Raw genomic sequence first — 14,456 nt, forward strand, 5'->3', positions numbered from 1 at the left:
CGCGTCGACCGGAGTCGGCGGTAAGACCCGGGCATACGGGATGAACCCATCGGCCCCGAGCTCCCACTCGATTCGACGTCTCTTCGACGTCTTTTTCCACGAGGCGCCTATCCCGGAGCAGCGGATTGCAATACGCTCGCTGCATGATGGCGAGGGGGCGCGCTCCACGCGCCGCGCGCTGCATGAAGCGGGTGAACCGCCCGCGTTCGGCCCCAGCGCGCGCTCGCCGACGAGGCATCATGGCTGAACCACGAGCTCTCCGCTGGCCCATCGGCCTGCTCCTCCTCGCGTCCTGCTCAGGTCAGTTCGGCGATCTGCCCGCGCACGACGGAGACGGCGAGGCGACCGCCCCGCTGTGCACCGCGATCGAGCCCGGCGAGTCGCCGCTCCGACGGATGACGCGCGTGGAGTACGACAACACGATCGCCGATCTGCTCGGCGACGACAGCCGCCCCGCGCGGGGCTTCGTGCCGGAAGAGGAGTCGCTCGGCTTCAACAACCAGGCGGCGGCGCTCGTGGTGAGCCCGCTGCTCGCCGAGCAGTACATGACCGCGGCCGAGGGCATCGCGGAGCGCGCGGCCGGCAAGCTGCTCGGCGAGGCGCCCGCGTGCCGAGAGGCCGCGGGGGGCGCCGCCTGCCGCGAGGAGATCGCGGCGCTCGTCGCCTCGCTGGGCAAGCGGGCGTTCCGCCGGCCGCTCGCCGAGGACGAGGTCGACGAGCTCGTGGCGCTCTTCCAGCGCGGGCTCGCGCTCGGTGACGCGCCCGCCGACGCGCCCGACGCCGCGTCGACAGGGCTCTCGCTCGTCGTCCAGGCGATGCTCCAGTCGCCGCACTTCCTGTACCGCGTCGAGCTCGGCATGCCCGATCCGGTCGAGGGCGACGTCGTGCCGCTCACCTCGTACGAGGTCGCCTCGCGGCTCTCGTACCTGCTCTGGGGCACGATGCCCGACGACGCGCTCTTCACCGCCGCCGAGCGGGGCGCGCTCGGCACCGCCGCCGAGATCGAGGCGCAGGCGCGGCGCATGCTGGAGGACCCGCGGGCGCGCGAGGCCGTGAAGAACTTCCACCGCCAGTGGCTCGGGCTCGCGAAGATCGACGAGGTGGCCGCGGGCGGGAAGGATCCGGAGCTCTACCCCGAGTACCGGGACGAGCTCTTGTCGCTGTTCCAGGCCGAGACCGAGGCGTTCCTGGACCACGCGATCTTCGAGGAGGACGCGAGCGTGACCACGCTGTTCACGGCGCCTTACTCGATGATGAACCGGGAGCTCGCCGAGTTCTACGGCGTCGAGGGCGGGCCGCGGGGCGAGGCGTTCGAGCGGGTCGCGCTCGATCCGTCGCAGCGCGCCGGCTTCGTGACGCACGCCGGGCTGCTGTCGCTCTACGCGAAGCCGAACCGGTCGTCGCCGGTGCACCGCGGCCGGTGGGTGCGCCAGAGCCTGCTCTGCCAGATCCCGCCGCCGCCGCCCGACGTCGTGCCGGAGCCGCCCACGGTCGACCCGACGAAGACGACGCGCGAGCAGTTCTCGCAGCACGTCTCGGATCCGGGCTGCAGGAGCTGCCACGCGCTGCTCGATCCGATCGGGTTCGGCTTCGAGCACTACGACGCGCTCGGCCGCTGGCGGGACGCCGAGAACGGCATCCCGGTCGACGCGAGCGGCGAGCTGACGCAGACCGACGTCGACGGCCCGTTCGACGGGGCGGTCGAGCTCGCGCACCGGCTCGCGGACAGCGAGCAGGTGCGGGCGTGCGTGGTGAAGCAGTGGTTCCGCTTCGGCCACGGCCGCGCCGAGCAGGGCGAGGACGCCTGCAGCCTGTCGCAGGCGACGCAGGCGTTCGAGGCGTCGGGATACAACATCAAGGCGCTGCTGGTCGCGCTCACCCAGACCGACGCGTTCCGCTACCGCCGCGTGATCGTCGCACCGAGCGCCGAGGGCGCCGCAGAAGGAGAGCCGTGATGAAGCCGTTCCGACTCAGCCGCCGCGCCGCGCTCCGGGGCCTCGGCGGCGCGGCGCTCGCGCTGCCGTTCCTCGAGGTGATGGGCTGCTCGAAGCGGTTCGCCCCGTCGGAGGAGACGGGGCGCGCCTCGCTCGGGGCCGAGTTCCCGAAGCGCTTCGTCGTCCTCTACACGCCGAACGGCACCGTCCCGCCGGACTTCTGGCCGTCGTCGACGCAGTTCCAGAACGGCGAGGAGCTGTCGCCGATCCTCGCGCCGCTCAAGGACCACAACGAGGACCTCCTCGTCCTCGGCAACGTGAGCGCGCTCTCGGCGCTGGTGGGGCCGGGCGACGCGCACCAGAAGGGCACGGGGCAGTGCCTGACCGCGCGCGCGATGCAGGAGGGCGACTTCCCCGGCGACGCCGGGCTGTCGTGCGGCTGGGCCGACGGCATCTCGGTCGACCAGGAGATCGCGAACCACATCGGCACGAGGACGAAGTTCCTCTCGCTGGAGCTCGGCGTGCTCGTCTACGGGGCGAACGTGGGCGCGCGCATCTCGTACCGCGGCCCGGCGCAGCCGCTGCCGCCGGAGAACAGCCCGTACGCCGCGTTCGACCGGCTCTTCTCGGACTTCTCCGTCGCGCCGGAGGCGACGACGCGGAAGACGGAGCAGCGCCGGGCGGTGCTCGACAAGGTGGCCGCCGACTACAAGCGGCTGCAGCGGCGGCTCGGCGCCGCGGATCAGGAGAAGCTCGCGGGGCACCTCGCGTCGGTGGAGGACATCGCGTCGCGCCTCGACCGCGGCGTGGCCCCGACCTCCGCGGCGTGCGCGGAGCCGGCGCTGACGCCGGACGTCGACCCCGACAAGGTCGCGAACATGCCCGAGATCACGCGGCTCCAGCTCGATCTCATGGCGATGGCGCTCGCGTGCGATCTGACGCGGGTCGTGAGCCTCCAGTTCACGAACTCGGCGACGACGAAGGTGCTGAGCTTCCTCGGCCCCGACATCACCGAGGGCCACCACCCGATGGCGCACAACGGCTACGCCGACCCGGCGAACCGAAAGCGGCTCACGATGATCAGCCGCTTCTACGCCGAGCAGCTCGCGTACCTGATCGCGAAGCTGAAGAGCATGCCGGAGGGGAACGGCTCGGTCTTCGACAACACGGTGATCTTCTGGACGAACGAGCACGCCGACGGCAATCACCTGCGCCAGAACATCCCCTACGTGCTCGCCGGGAGCGGCGGCGGCCATTTCAAGACGGGCCGCTTCGTCTCGCAGCAAAAGCAGGTCGGGCACAACGACCTGCTCGTCTCGCTGCTCCAGGCGATGGGCGTCGACGCCGCGTCGTTCGGCGACCCGGACTACTGCACCGGGCCGCTCACGGGACTGACGAGCTGACGAGGTGGATCGAGGGCGCGCCATGGGGTGCGCGCAGTGAGCCGCCGGGCCGGATGCCGTGGAGCCGCCCGGGGTTCCGTCAGGCCGCCGGCGTCGATCCGGTGACCGCCGTGAAACGGTGAAATCCGCGCGTCAGGAGCGATTGCGCGGATTTCGGGCGTGGGTCTAGGCGGCAGCGGGTGGGCTAGAATACTCTATTTGCCCATCCGCCATGATAGCGCCCCGCCGTAGCCTACATTCGCTGTTCGCCATCTCCGCGCTCCTCGCCTCGCTCCAGCCGCTCGCCGGATGCGCCGGGCCCGATCAGCCGCCCGACGAAGTGCTGCGCGGCGCGTTTCCAGACCAGGCGGCCGCCGTGCTGAGCGTCGGCCCGGGCTTCATTCGCAGCGACGGTGGGCTGGCGCGAGCCGCCGCGGGGCGCCGCGGGAGTGCCGTGGCGCGGCTGCCCGGCGACGGGAGCGACGCGATCGTGTTCGCGCTCGACGGGGGCACGACGCTCCGCGTGCGCGAGGTGGGGGCCGAAGGCGAGGCGATCTTCGCGGATCGCGCGGTGGCCTACCGGCGCGCGGGCGGCGCCTCGTTCTGGACCGCGACGCCGGGGGGCGTCGAGGAGTGGCTGCTGCTCGAGGCGGCGGCGGTGCAGCGCGCGGCGCCCGTGGCGGCGTGGGAGGTCGAGGGCGGCGCGCTGGCGGAGCGGGGCGGGGCGATCGAGATCGCCGACGCGACGGGGGCGGTGCGGCTCCGGGTGACGGCGCCGGCGGCGTACGCGGCCGGCGGACGCGAGGTGGGCGCGCAGCTCGCGGCGCGCGGGGGGCGGATCGAGCTGTTCGTCGATGCGGAGGGCGAGCAGGTGCTCGTCGACCCGGCGTGGCAGTCGCCGCCGCCGCCCACCACGGCGACCCGCCGCAGCCACCACGCGGCGGCGCTGCTCGGGACGCGCGTGCTCGTCACGGGAGGGGTCAATCCGTACGGCGTCATCCTCGACAGCACCGAGCTCTACGATCCCGCGGAGAACGCGTGGTCTGCGGCGGCCGCGCCGGGCCCCATGGAGCGGGCCCGCACCGACCATGCGGCGATCGCGCTCGACGGCGACCGCGTCCTCATGATCGGCGGGGACAGAGACGGGGCGGACTCCACGTACGAGGTGTACGACGCGCGCACCATGAGCTGGGAGGTCCAGGGCACGATCGATCAGGATCACCCCCTCGATCCGGCTCGGCCCGCCCCCCTCTACCGCCACACCGCGACAAGGCTCGGGAAAGACTCAGGAGATGTACTGATCGTAGGCGGCGCGGCCGATCGCGATGACGTCGCGGTCTACGACACCGTCTTCCGCTACGACCCGAGCACCGGCGTGCTCGAGGAGGTGGAGCACCTTCTCCAGCCGCGCACGCTGCACACCGCCACGCTGCTCGAGACGGGGGAGGTACTCGTCGTCGGCGGCTATCGCGGCGGCGCAGGGCTGCGGAGCACCGAGCTGTACGATCCGGCGAGCGACACGTGGACCGCGGGTCCGGAGATGATGGAGGGCTCGCAAAGGTACATGCACACGGCGACGCTGCTCCCGGATGGGCGCGTCCTCGTGGTCGGGTATTCCCCTCTGACGGAGATCTACGATCCTCCGACGAACAGCTTCTCGCTCGGCGCGCCGATGCAGGCCCACGGCACCCGTCACGCGCACTCGGCGACGCTGCTTCCGAACGGCTGCGTGCTCGTCGCGGGCGGGCGGCTCAACAGCAGCTCGGCCACGGCGGACGCAGAGCTCTACGACCCGGACGACGACCGGTGGATCACGATCGCGCCGCTCAGCGCGGCCCGCGGGTTCCACGAGGCGACGTACATCGACCAGGACGGGTCGGTGCTGATCACGGGAGGAGAGTACGCAGGCGAGGAGTCCAACGCCGTGGACCGGTTCACCCTGGGCCGGCCCGGCGAGCCGTGCGAGGACCGGTGCGAATGCCAGAGCGGGTTCTGCGTCGACGGCGTCTGCTGCGACACGGCCTGTGATGGGGGCGCCTGCGACGCGTGCTCGGTGGCGGCCGGCGCGAGCGCCGACGGCGCGTGCTCGCTGCTCACCGGAAATGCCTGCAACGACGGCAACGACTGCACGAGCGGCGACACCTGCGACGCGGGCACCTGCGCCGGCACCAACGACGACACGGCGACCTGCGGCGACGACAGGCCGTGCACGCGCTACGCCTGCGTCGGGGGGAGCTGCGTCGCGGCGGACGACGACGGCGCGACCTGCGATGACGGCGATCCGTGCACCACGGAAGACGTCTGCGGAGCAGGGACCTGCGCCGGCGAGGCGATCACCTGCCCCGCGACGGACGCGTGCCACGAGGAAGGCGCCTGCGATCCGGAGACCCGCAGGTGTGTTTGGCCGAGCAAGGCGGACAACGCGCCGTGCGAGGACGGCGGGGTGTGCATCGCCGGAGCCTGCATTCACGGGGCGGAGGCATCGTCGTCGTCGCAGGGCGGCGCGGGCGCCGGGGAGCCCACGGCCCCCGCGGAGCACGCGGGCGGCGGGGGCTCCGGCGGGGGCTCAGGCCCCGCGACGGACGACGACGGCGGCTGCGGCTGCAGGGCGGCCGGCGCGGCGGCGCCAGGCGGCAACGCGGCCGCCGCGCTGCTCATGGCGGCGGCGGCCTGGCGAGCCTCACGACGGCGCCGTCGGCCCTGCCCGTCGACCCCACGACCGGCGACCCCTCGTTGATCCAGTAGATCGCGTCGCCGTCGACCGCGATCGCCCCCGGGTTGAGCTGCCCCCTGGCCAGCGTGCACGCGCCAGAGCGGCACGCGCTGCCGGGCGGGGCGTCGCGGGGCAGCACGTTCACCGTGCCCTGAATACGGTTGGTCCAGTAAACCCGGCGCTCGTCGAGCGCGATGCCGTACGGGCCGGGCGCGTCGAGGTCCCGGAAGATCACATCGCGCGTGGCGCCGTCCAGCGAGGCCCGCACGACCTCGCCCTCGAAGTTCACCCAGAACACCTCCGCCGGGTTCTCCGCGTCGAGCGCGACCCCGTACGGCTTCCGTTCCCCGGCGCCCACGCTCACGATCTCGGAGGAGCTTCTCTTCTTGCACTGGACCGAGCCGTTCGCGGCGTCGTTCTCGGCGCTGTCCTGGCCGATATCGGTCCAGCAAACGACGTTGTTCGCCGCGGCCATGCGATTGGCGCGGTGGGTATCGGCGAGCGTCCCGGGAGCCGGCTCGTCCCGCGGGTCCAGCATCGCGAAGCCCACGCGCCCGAGCGCACCGCCGTCGGGGAGCTGCGTCCAGAACAGGCTCTCGCCGTCCATCGCGAGCGCCTCCAGGCTGCCCGAATGGCCCAGTTGCTCCGCGTTCAGCCAGGGTCTGGCGTTGCCGCCGCCAGGGCTCCACCGCATCAGCGCCGTCGCGGCCGCGCCGGCGACACCGCGGTTCGTCCAGAAGACCTCGTCGCCTTCTCCGAGCGCGAGGTGGCGTGGCACGGCCTGCTTCGACGCGATCGTCTCCGGCGGGCCGCCCGCGCGCGCGACCCGCTTCACGGCGCCGTCGACGTTGGGCTCCAGGGCCTCGTGTTCATCGCTCAACGTGCCTTGCTCGGTCCAGAGCACGCCGCCCTCGCTCACCGCCAGGGCGATCGGGCTCCGCTGCCGCGCGGCCAGGACGACCGGCCGGTCCTCGTCCGCAGGGCAGAGCGGCTGGGCGATCTGCTTCGGGGGGCACGACGGCGTGACCGGTGAGACGACCACGCCGAGCCGGGCCAGCCGCCCGGGCGAGCAGAGCGCCTTCGGGAGCGCGATCCGCCCGTCGTCGCGCCTGCGCCAGCCGAAGTCGCTCTCCGCGTCGAGCGGCACGAAACACCCGGCAGCGCCGCAAGCGCCGTCTCCCTCGGTCGCGATCGCGATGTTCACGTCGCCGTCGCGCGCCGCGATCGTGCAGTCTGCCGGATCGAGGTCGCCGTCCTCGACCGGAGACACGCGCTGGAAGCACTTCGCCGCCTCGAAGCAGGCGTGGTGCAGGACGTCCTGCTCCGCGTAGTCGGGCAGGCTCGCCGCGCTCACGCGGCGCTCCCCGCACGCCGCGGCGGCGCACGCGGGGTCGTCCGGACATGCGCCCGCAACGTCGGGCTCGCGCGCCTCGCCTCCTTCCGCGTCCAGGCTGCACAGGAAATGCAGCGGCACCCAGAGCGTCGCCACGCGGTCCTCGGGGACGGTCGTGAGCACCGTGTGCTCCACGCGGATCCGCTTGCCCAGCAGCGCCCGCACGCGGATGCGGATCTCCCGGCTCGGGTCCTCGGAGACCAGGAGCCCCCGTGTCCCGGGGAGCTGGAAGCGGTTCGGGCCGAGCTCCTTGAGATCATTGACGAGGACGGGGTTGCCGTCGGACAGGACGTCCATCTCGATGTGATCGAGGTCCTTGGGCACGGCCATGTCCGTCTGGACGGCCACCATGAGCTCCCCCAGGGCCGGCGCCGTGCACCCCGCCGAGGCGACCGCGAGCGCCGCCGTCGACCCGAGGAACGACCAGGAGCAGCGCCTCACCAGCGGCCTCCGAACGCGGTCGGGCGCGAGTCCCCGAGGGAGCCACCGATCGGCGTCGCCGTCTCGGGCTTGATCAGGAGGCCTCCCACCACGGCCGCCGCGACGATCAGCGCGGCGCCGGTGAGCCACGCCCACACCGGCACGCCACCGGTCCGCTCGACCGGCGTCAGGCCGACGCGCACGCTGCTCAGCGCCTCGTCCTGGATCACGATCTCCGCCTCGTACGGCACCATCCCCGGCGCCGTCACCCGCAGCGCGTGGCGGCCGCTCGGCACGGCGCCTTCCCACCGCCCCTGGCCCACGGGCTTGCCGTCGAGCGCGATCCGGTCGCCCGGCGACGCGAGCACAGACAGCCTCCCGGCGTGGACCTGCGGCTCCAGCCGGACCTCGAGGCGCAGCTCGTCTCCAGGGCTCACCCGCTCCACGCGGACGTGCTCCTTGAAGCCGGGCTTGACGACATGGATGCGCCTCGTCCCGGAATCGACGGTCACCTTGCCCGAGAGCGGCGTCTTCCCGATCAGCTCGCCGTCGATCGTCACCGCCGCGCCGCGCTCGCTGACCGCGAACTCCAGGCTGCCGACAGCGCTCATGGCGCTCCGCTCGAGGTCGGCGATCTTCGCCCAGTCGGCCGGGAGCAGGACGCCGCGGTCCTCCTGCTTCAGCTTCTCCACGAGCGTGAGGACCTGCCGGTACCGGTGCATCCTGGAGGTGCAGACGACCATGTTCCAGAGGAGACGCACGTCCTTCGAGCTCTCGTAGGCATGCTGGAACTTGATGAACGCGTTGGCGAAGTCGCCATTGCCAAAGAGCCTCTTGCCGAGCTCGTAATCGTCCCTCGCCTTCCCGGTCAGCGTGTCGGCGAGCGGCGCCGGAGGCGCCTCGGCCGGCGGCGAGCCCTGGGCGGGCGCAGGGGCCGCCGGCGAGCCCTGGGCGGGCGCAGGGGCCGCCGGCGAGCCCTGGGCGGGCGCAGGGGCCGCCGGCGAGCCCTGGGCGGGCGCAGGGGCCGCCGGCTGCGCAGCCGCGCCGGCGGCCGGTGCCAGCGCCGAGAGGGCGACCGCGGACACGAGCCGCGTCGCCAGCCTACGTGAACGCATCGATGCCTCGTCCGGTGAGAGAGGTGCCGTCGGTCGGAGACCGGTGATCCCTATCTCATTTGAGCTGGAGCTCGAAGGGATTCGAGCCTTCGGGCGGCGACGGCGCCTTCGGGGGCGCAGACACCGGCGCCGCGCTCGGCGCGCTCGTGGGCGCGGCGGCGCGGCGGCGCGGCTGCGGTGCCGGCGCGGGTCGCGCCGCCGCACCGGTCGGCGTGAGGTCCGGGGAGACCGACGGCAGCGGCGCGACCGCCTGGACCGTGGGCTGCGGCTCCGGCGCGATGGGCAGGTTCGCCTCGCCGCCTGCCGCCTGCTGCCCCGCGCGCCGCGGGGCCGCGCTGTCGTGCGGGACCGGCGCAGGCGGGACGACCGCGGCCGCCTGCTGCGCCGGGCGGTCTGCCGGCACGCGCGCGCCGTCGCGCAGCGCGACCGCCGCCCAGATCGCGAGCGCGGACGAGGCCATCGCGGCCGCGCCGAGCGCCACCCGGAGGGTCGTCCGGCGCGGCGCCGGCTGCGCGGGCGTGCGCGCGATCACGCGCGTCGTGGGCAGGAGGCTCGCCATCGGACCGGGCGTGTCGCTCCGGCTGCTGTCCGCCCCGGACCCCGACGTCGACGCGGCGGCGCCGGGCCGGGACGGCTCCGGCGGCGCCGCGAGGATCCGCGCGGCGCGGTCGGCGCGCTCCTGCCCGCCCGCCGACGCGAAGGGCACCAGCGCGAGCGCCAGGTCGGCCACGGTCTGCGGCCGCTGCGCCGGATCCTTCTGCAGGCAGTGGAGGATCACCCGCTCGAGCTCCCGCGGGATGTCGCTCCTGAGCGCGCTGGGCGGGACCGGCTCCGCGCTCGCGACCATGAGGATGAGCTCGGCGAGCGCCAGCGCCTCGAACGGCGGCCTGCCGACGAGCAGCCGGTACAGGATCGCCCCGAGCGCCCAGATGTCGGAGCGCGCGTCGACCGAGCGCGACGACCGCATCTGCTCCGGCGGCATGTACACGGGCGAGCCGAGCATCTCCCGCGTCTGCGTCAGCGCGGCGGCGCCGCCCTCGCTGCCCGGCAGCTCCTTCGAGATCCCGAAATCGAGCACCTTGATGAGCTTCGCCCCGCCGGGCGCCGCCGTGAGGAACAGGTTCGCGGGCTTGAGATCGCGGTGCACGATGCCGGCGGCGTGCGCCTCGGCCATGGCCACGCAGGCCTGAAGGACGTAGTCGGCCGCCTCCGTGACGCCGAGCGGGCCGCGGGCGCGGAGCACCTCGGAGAGATCGTCGCCCTCCAGGTACTCCATCACGATGTACGGGACGCCCGACCCGAGCTCGCCGACGTCGAGCACCCGCACGACGTGCTCGCCCTTGAGGCGCGCCGCCGCGCGCGCCTCGCGCAGGAACCGCTGCATCAGCGCCGGGCTGTCGTCGCAGATCAGGAGCTTGATCGCGACGCGATGCGGAAGAAACAGGTGGCTGGCCGCGACCACCATCCCCATGCCGCCCCGGCCCAGGACGCGATCGACCCGGTACTTGCCCGCGATCACATCTCCTTCGACGACGGGTGCGTTCATCCGTGCTCCGCGCTGCGCGCGCCGGCCTGCGGGCGGCCCTCACCCGCGCCTGCGGTGGTCGATGGTAGCACACCCGCGCGCCGCCCCGTCCAGAGGCGGCCCCCGCGACGCATGGAGCGCCGCGCCAGGGCCGGTCACGACCGCGGGCGGGCGCTCGCACCGCACACAATCGACGCGGGCGGGCGGTACGCTGCGGCCATGATGTTCTCCCCTCGAACCCTCTCGACGGCGGCAGGCGCGCTCGCGCTGCTCGTTCAGGCCGCTTGCGGCGGCGCGGTGATCATGGACGGCGGCGGGGGCGGCGCAGGCGGCGCGGACAGCACGAGCGGCCCTGACGCGACGACCACCTCGGTCGGACCCTGGCCCCCGACGTCGGCCGACCCTGCGACCACGACGTCGGCCGGCCCTGCGCCCACGACGTCGGCCGGCCCTGCGCCCACGACCTCCGGCGGCGCCACGCCGGGGGCGAACGCGATCGTCTTCGGCGACTCGACCGTGACCTTCCGTATCTCCAGCCTGGCCCTGTCCTGCAGCGATCCCGACGCGACCCCCCCGCACTCGCCCTGCAGCGACCGGTGGGAGCTGGAGCTCCGCATGCCCGCGTCGATGTTCGTCGTGGGCGAGGTGGACACGGCGAGCGGCGATCTCTCGGTCTACGGGACGTCGTTTCGCGCGGATTGCAGCACCGCGGGGGCGACCACCGGCGGCGGCGGCACGGGGTTCGGCAGGATCACCATCACGGCGATCGACGCGACCTCGGTCGCCTTCGAGCTCTCCGACGTGGGCTCCCTGCTCCTCGACAGGGACCCGAACGGCCGCTACGTGGCGACCCGCTGCGCCGAGTGATGGGCGTCCGCCGCCGGGCGAGCCGCCCCCGGTCGCGGAGAGGCGATGGGCGACTCGCTCGCTCGGGTGAGCAACACCGGGATCGAGGAGCTCCGATCCGCCTCGATCGAGCCTGACGCGTCACTCCCGGATCACCGCTGCTCTCCCTGCTCGCCGCGCAGGAACGCGAGCGTCGCGCGGGCGAACGGCTCCTTCCACGCGCCGAAGATGGGGGCGTGCCCGCTGTCCGGCAGGAGCCACAGGCAGGACCGCGGGATGGCGCGGTGCATCTCGAGCGCGATCTCGGCCGGATAGAGGGGATCGCGATCGCCGTGCACGATCATCGTCCGCGCCGTGATGGTCGACAGGTGGGGGGGCGTGAAGCTCATGTCGTCGTGGCTCGCCGCGAAGAGCCGCGGCTGCCGCCACAGCGCCCGGATCTGCGCGTCGCCGAGCTTGTGGCGGCGCCTCATCTCCTCCCATTCCTCGGCCGACCGGCCCTCGTCGGTCATGTGGCGCATGATCGCCCTGGCCTGCTCGGGGAAGTACGGCGTCGCGGACACGAGGACCATCGACTCGACGCGCTCCGGCTGCTGCGCGGCGAGGTGCAGGAGGCACTTGGCGCCGAAGCTGAGGCCCACGGCGCGGAAGGTCTTCACGCCCAGCGAATCGAGGAGGGCGAAGACGTCGAGGGCGCACTGGCGAATGGTGAGGGAGCCGGCCGGGTTGGTCGACCGGCCGTGCCCGCGCAGGTCGGGGGCGATGACCGTGTGATCACGCCCGAGCGCCGCGAGGTCGAACGCGTGAGCCCAGTCGCCGCTCGACCCGGTGAAGCCGTGGAGCAACACGAGCGGCGGCCCTTCGCCGCGAAGCTCGTAAGCCATCTCGATGCCGTTGACAGACGCAGTGCGCGCGGTGTGGTGATGAACGGACGCTGTCTCCATCGCCATTCGCTCCTCCGATCGATCGAGCCGCGGGAAATCCGCGGTCGGATGCGGACGAGCTGTAAGCGGAAACGTTTTGACTTGATAGCTTGGCCCTCCACGCCTAGAATGCGACTCGGCTGTTGAGGGGACAGCCGATCCGGCGCGGTGCGGCGACGCCAACGCGACGAGATGAGACGCGCTGCGCTGAACGGAAGCTCAGCATCTGTCGGCGTGGCCGTCACGGCGAGCGCCGGGAGGTGAGCCGCGCAGCGCGCGCCCGTCAGCCCCCGAAGAGAGGGCGCAGGAAGTCGTCCGCCTCGCGGAGGATGCGTGGAATCGAGGCCACGAGCTCGTGGCCGTCGTCCACCTCGACGAGGCGGACATGCCGCTTCCCCGCCGCGAACTCGCGCGACAGTGCGACGTCCACGACCTCGTCGTGCACGCCGTGGACGATGAGCGTGGGCACCCGCACGTCGGGCCAGCCCCCCGAGCGATCATCCACCTCGGCTGCGTCGACGGCGAAGCCGAAATCCACCCGGGATCGGCGCTTCTCCGCGTGGTCGTCGACCTCGAGCCAGCCCCGCTCCTCCCACGCCCGGAAGCCCTCCTCGCCGAGCCGCTGCCGCCATCGCTCCATGATCCGGAACGCCGGCGCGAGCAGCACGAGCGCGCACACGCGCGCGTCCTCCGCGGCGACGCGGGACGCGGTGAGCCCCCCGAGGCTCGATCCCATCAGCACGGCGCGGTCTCGCTCGCCGCCGATCGCCCGCTTCACGGCGTCGATCATCGCGCTCAGGCGCAGGCGCTCGAACGAGGGCACGCGCAGGTCGAGCCGCTCGACGGCGACGCCGCGCCGCTCGAGGTGCGCGGCGATCTGGACGCCCTTGGTCGAGCTCGGGCCCGAGGCGAAGCCGTGCAGGTAGAGCCAGCGCGGGCCGGCGGCGGAGGGCGTTGTCGTCGTCATGCGGGTACGGGAGCCTAGGACGATCCCGCCCTCGCGTACGCGCCTTCCGCTCGGGGAGGGCGGTGCGGTATGAAGCGCCAGGAAAGCCCATGATACGCCCCGCCACCGCCGCCGACATCCCGACCATCGCCCGCCTCATCCGGATGCTCGCCGAGTACGAGCGGCTCGCGCACGAGGCCGTCTTCGACGAGAGAGAGCTCGAGGCGAACCTCTTCGGCCCGAGGCCGGCCGCCGAGGTCGTCCTCGCCGAGGCGGAGGGGACCGCGGTCGGCTTCGCGCTCTTCTTCCAGAGCTTCTCCACCTTCCTCGGCAAACCCGGGATCTACCTCGAAGACCTCTTCGTGCTGCCCGAGCACCGCGGAGCAGGCCACGGCAAGGCCCTCCTCGTGCACCTGGCGAAGCTCGCGGTGGAGCGCGGCTGCGGGCGGTTCGAGTGGTCCGTGCTCGACTGGAACGAGCCCGCGATCGGCTTCTACCGGAGGCTCGGCGCGATGCCGATGGACGAGTGGACCGTCCACCGCCTCACCGGCGAGGCGCTCGCCCGGCTCGCGCACGGCTGACGAGCTCGCTCGCGAGGTACCAGCCCCCGACAGCACGATGCGGTCGCGCCGGATAGGATCGCCCGCGGACGCCCTCTACGATGGCGAATAGCTCTCAGGGGCAGGCTCGGTCGGAGGGTTTCTGATGGATGCGCAGGAGCAGTGCAGGACCAGCGAGTTCGAGTTCGATATCGGCGTCTTCAACCTCGACGAGAGCGGCCTCGACGCGCAGCCCTTCGGGATCATCCGGCTGAACCGGGAAGGCGCGGTGCTCTCCTACAACCTGTACGAGGAGCGACACGCGCGCCGGAAGCGACATGAAGTCGTCGGAAAGAATTTCTTCACCGACATCGCGCCCTGTAGCCGGGTGAAGAAGTTCTACGGTCGCTTCCTGGTCGGGGTCGAGCAACGCGAGCTCAACGCCACCTTCGGCTTCGTGTTTCACTTCCCTCACAAGACAAGGCACGTGGACGTCTCGCTGTTCTACAAGCCGGCCGCGCTCCAGCAAGACGACACGGTCTGGGTGATCATCCGCGGCTAAGGCGACAGATGGGTTGAGCCGCCGCCAGGCCAACCCCTCCCCTCGGCCCTGCTCGTGGCGGCGCAGCGGAGCAGCACGGGGTGCTGCCACAGCAGCAGCGGCCGCCGGCCGTGCCTCCCCGGGCGCGGTCCGCCGGTGCTCCTCCACGAACGCGCGTC

General features: G+C 72.9%; 11 protein-coding genes. 6 read left to right on the plus strand and 5 right to left on the minus strand.

Annotation, left to right across the window (positions count from 1 at the left end; genetic code table 11):
• The first annotated feature begins 239 nt into the window (after window positions 1–239).
• From WME76_RS47020 to WME76_RS47030, 3 genes are all read left to right on the plus strand, one after another.
• Window positions 240–1,955, plus strand: coding sequence for a DUF1592 domain-containing protein (locus tag WME76_RS47020; protein WP_437962740.1), 1,716 nt, complete (start codon window positions 240–242; stop codon window positions 1,953–1,955).
• Window positions 1,955–3,337: a DUF1552 domain-containing protein gene (locus WME76_RS47025; RefSeq protein WP_437962741.1), complete on the plus strand. Its 1,383-nt coding sequence runs from the start codon at window positions 1,955–1,957 to the stop codon at window positions 3,335–3,337. The genes WME76_RS47020 and WME76_RS47025 overlap by 1 nt, the downstream gene beginning before the upstream one ends.
• Before the next feature lie 355 nt (window positions 3,338–3,692).
• Window positions 3,693–6,053: a kelch repeat-containing protein gene (locus tag WME76_RS47030; RefSeq protein WP_437962742.1), complete on the plus strand. Its 2,361-nt coding sequence runs from the start codon at window positions 3,693–3,695 to the stop codon at window positions 6,051–6,053.
• Here WME76_RS47030 and WME76_RS47035 read toward each other — a convergent pair.
• From WME76_RS47035 to WME76_RS47045, 3 genes are read right to left on the minus strand one after another with little or no spacing between them, the layout of a single operon-like run.
• Window positions 5,971–7,863, minus strand: coding sequence for a hypothetical protein (locus tag WME76_RS47035; protein WP_437962743.1), 1,893 nt, complete (start codon window positions 7,861–7,863; stop codon window positions 5,971–5,973). The two genes, WME76_RS47030 and WME76_RS47035, sit on opposite strands and share 83 nt — an antisense overlap.
• Window positions 7,860–8,957, minus strand: a complete 1,098-nt coding sequence (locus tag WME76_RS47040; RefSeq protein ID WP_437962744.1) for a PEGA domain-containing protein — start codon at window positions 8,955–8,957, stop codon at window positions 7,860–7,862. The genes WME76_RS47035 and WME76_RS47040 overlap by 4 nt, the downstream gene beginning before the upstream one ends.
• A gap of 55 nt (window positions 8,958–9,012) precedes the next feature.
• Entirely contained in the window at window positions 9,013–10,503 is a 1,491-nt protein-coding gene (locus tag WME76_RS47045; RefSeq protein ID WP_437962745.1) for a protein kinase domain-containing protein, read from the minus strand.
• Between the two features lie 198 nt (window positions 10,504–10,701).
• Here WME76_RS47045 and WME76_RS47050 point away from each other — a divergent pair, with 198 nt between their 5' ends.
• Window positions 10,702–11,349 (plus strand): hypothetical protein, encoded by a 648-nt coding sequence (locus WME76_RS47050; protein WP_437962746.1) that lies wholly within the window; start codon window positions 10,702–10,704, stop codon window positions 11,347–11,349.
• A gap of 131 nt (window positions 11,350–11,480) precedes the next feature.
• Here WME76_RS47050 and WME76_RS47055 read toward each other — a convergent pair whose 3' ends face one another.
• Window positions 11,481–12,272: an alpha/beta fold hydrolase gene (locus WME76_RS47055; protein WP_437962747.1), complete on the minus strand. Its 792-nt coding sequence runs from the start codon at window positions 12,270–12,272 to the stop codon at window positions 11,481–11,483.
• A gap of 262 nt (window positions 12,273–12,534) precedes the next feature.
• Window positions 12,535–13,218: a YqiA/YcfP family alpha/beta fold hydrolase gene (locus WME76_RS47060; RefSeq protein WP_437962748.1), complete on the minus strand. Its 684-nt coding sequence runs from the start codon at window positions 13,216–13,218 to the stop codon at window positions 12,535–12,537.
• 89 nt (window positions 13,219–13,307) lie between these two features.
• Here WME76_RS47060 and WME76_RS47065 point away from each other — a divergent pair, with 89 nt between their 5' ends.
• Together WME76_RS47065 and WME76_RS47070 are read left to right on the plus strand one after the other, a co-directional pair.
• A complete protein-coding gene (locus tag WME76_RS47065) occupies window positions 13,308–13,778 on the plus strand; it encodes an N-acetyltransferase family protein (protein WP_437962749.1) in 471 nt (156 codons plus the stop codon).
• 124 nt (window positions 13,779–13,902) lie between these two features.
• Window positions 13,903–14,298, plus strand: coding sequence for a PAS domain-containing protein (locus WME76_RS47070; RefSeq protein ID WP_437962750.1), 396 nt, complete (start codon window positions 13,903–13,905; stop codon window positions 14,296–14,298).
• Window positions 14,299–14,456: the final 158 nt, after the last annotated feature.

The sequence above is a fragment of the Sorangium sp. So ce119 genome, assembly GCF_051524405.1.
Classification (GTDB): domain Bacteria; phylum Myxococcota_A; class Polyangia; order Polyangiales; family Polyangiaceae; genus Sorangium; species Sorangium cellulosum_G.

Bases quoted from the DNA above. Each gene is read 5' to 3' on its own strand.
- WME76_RS47025 (WP_437962741.1), top strand. From the start codon at position 1,955: ATGAAGCCGTTCCGACTCAGCCGCCGCGCCGCGCTCCGGGGCCTCGGC.
- WME76_RS47040 (WP_437962744.1), bottom strand. From the start codon at position 8,957: ATGCGTTCACGTAGGCTGGCGACGCGGCTCGTGTCCGCGGTCGCCCTC.
- WME76_RS47055 (WP_437962747.1), bottom strand. From the start codon at position 12,272: ATGGAGACAGCGTCCGTTCATCACCACACCGCGCGCACTGCGTCTGTC.
- WME76_RS47070 (WP_437962750.1), top strand. From the start codon at position 13,903: ATGGATGCGCAGGAGCAGTGCAGGACCAGCGAGTTCGAGTTCGATATC.
- WME76_RS47060 (WP_437962748.1), bottom strand. From the start codon at position 13,218: ATGACGACGACAACGCCCTCCGCCGCCGGCCCGCGCTGGCTCTACCTG.
- WME76_RS47020 (WP_437962740.1), top strand. From the start codon at position 240: ATGGCTGAACCACGAGCTCTCCGCTGGCCCATCGGCCTGCTCCTCCTC.
- WME76_RS47050 (WP_437962746.1), top strand. From the start codon at position 10,702: ATGATGTTCTCCCCTCGAACCCTCTCGACGGCGGCAGGCGCGCTCGCG.
- WME76_RS47065 (WP_437962749.1), top strand. From the start codon at position 13,308: ATGATACGCCCCGCCACCGCCGCCGACATCCCGACCATCGCCCGCCTC.
- WME76_RS47045 (WP_437962745.1), bottom strand. From the start codon at position 10,503: ATGAACGCACCCGTCGTCGAAGGAGATGTGATCGCGGGCAAGTACCGG.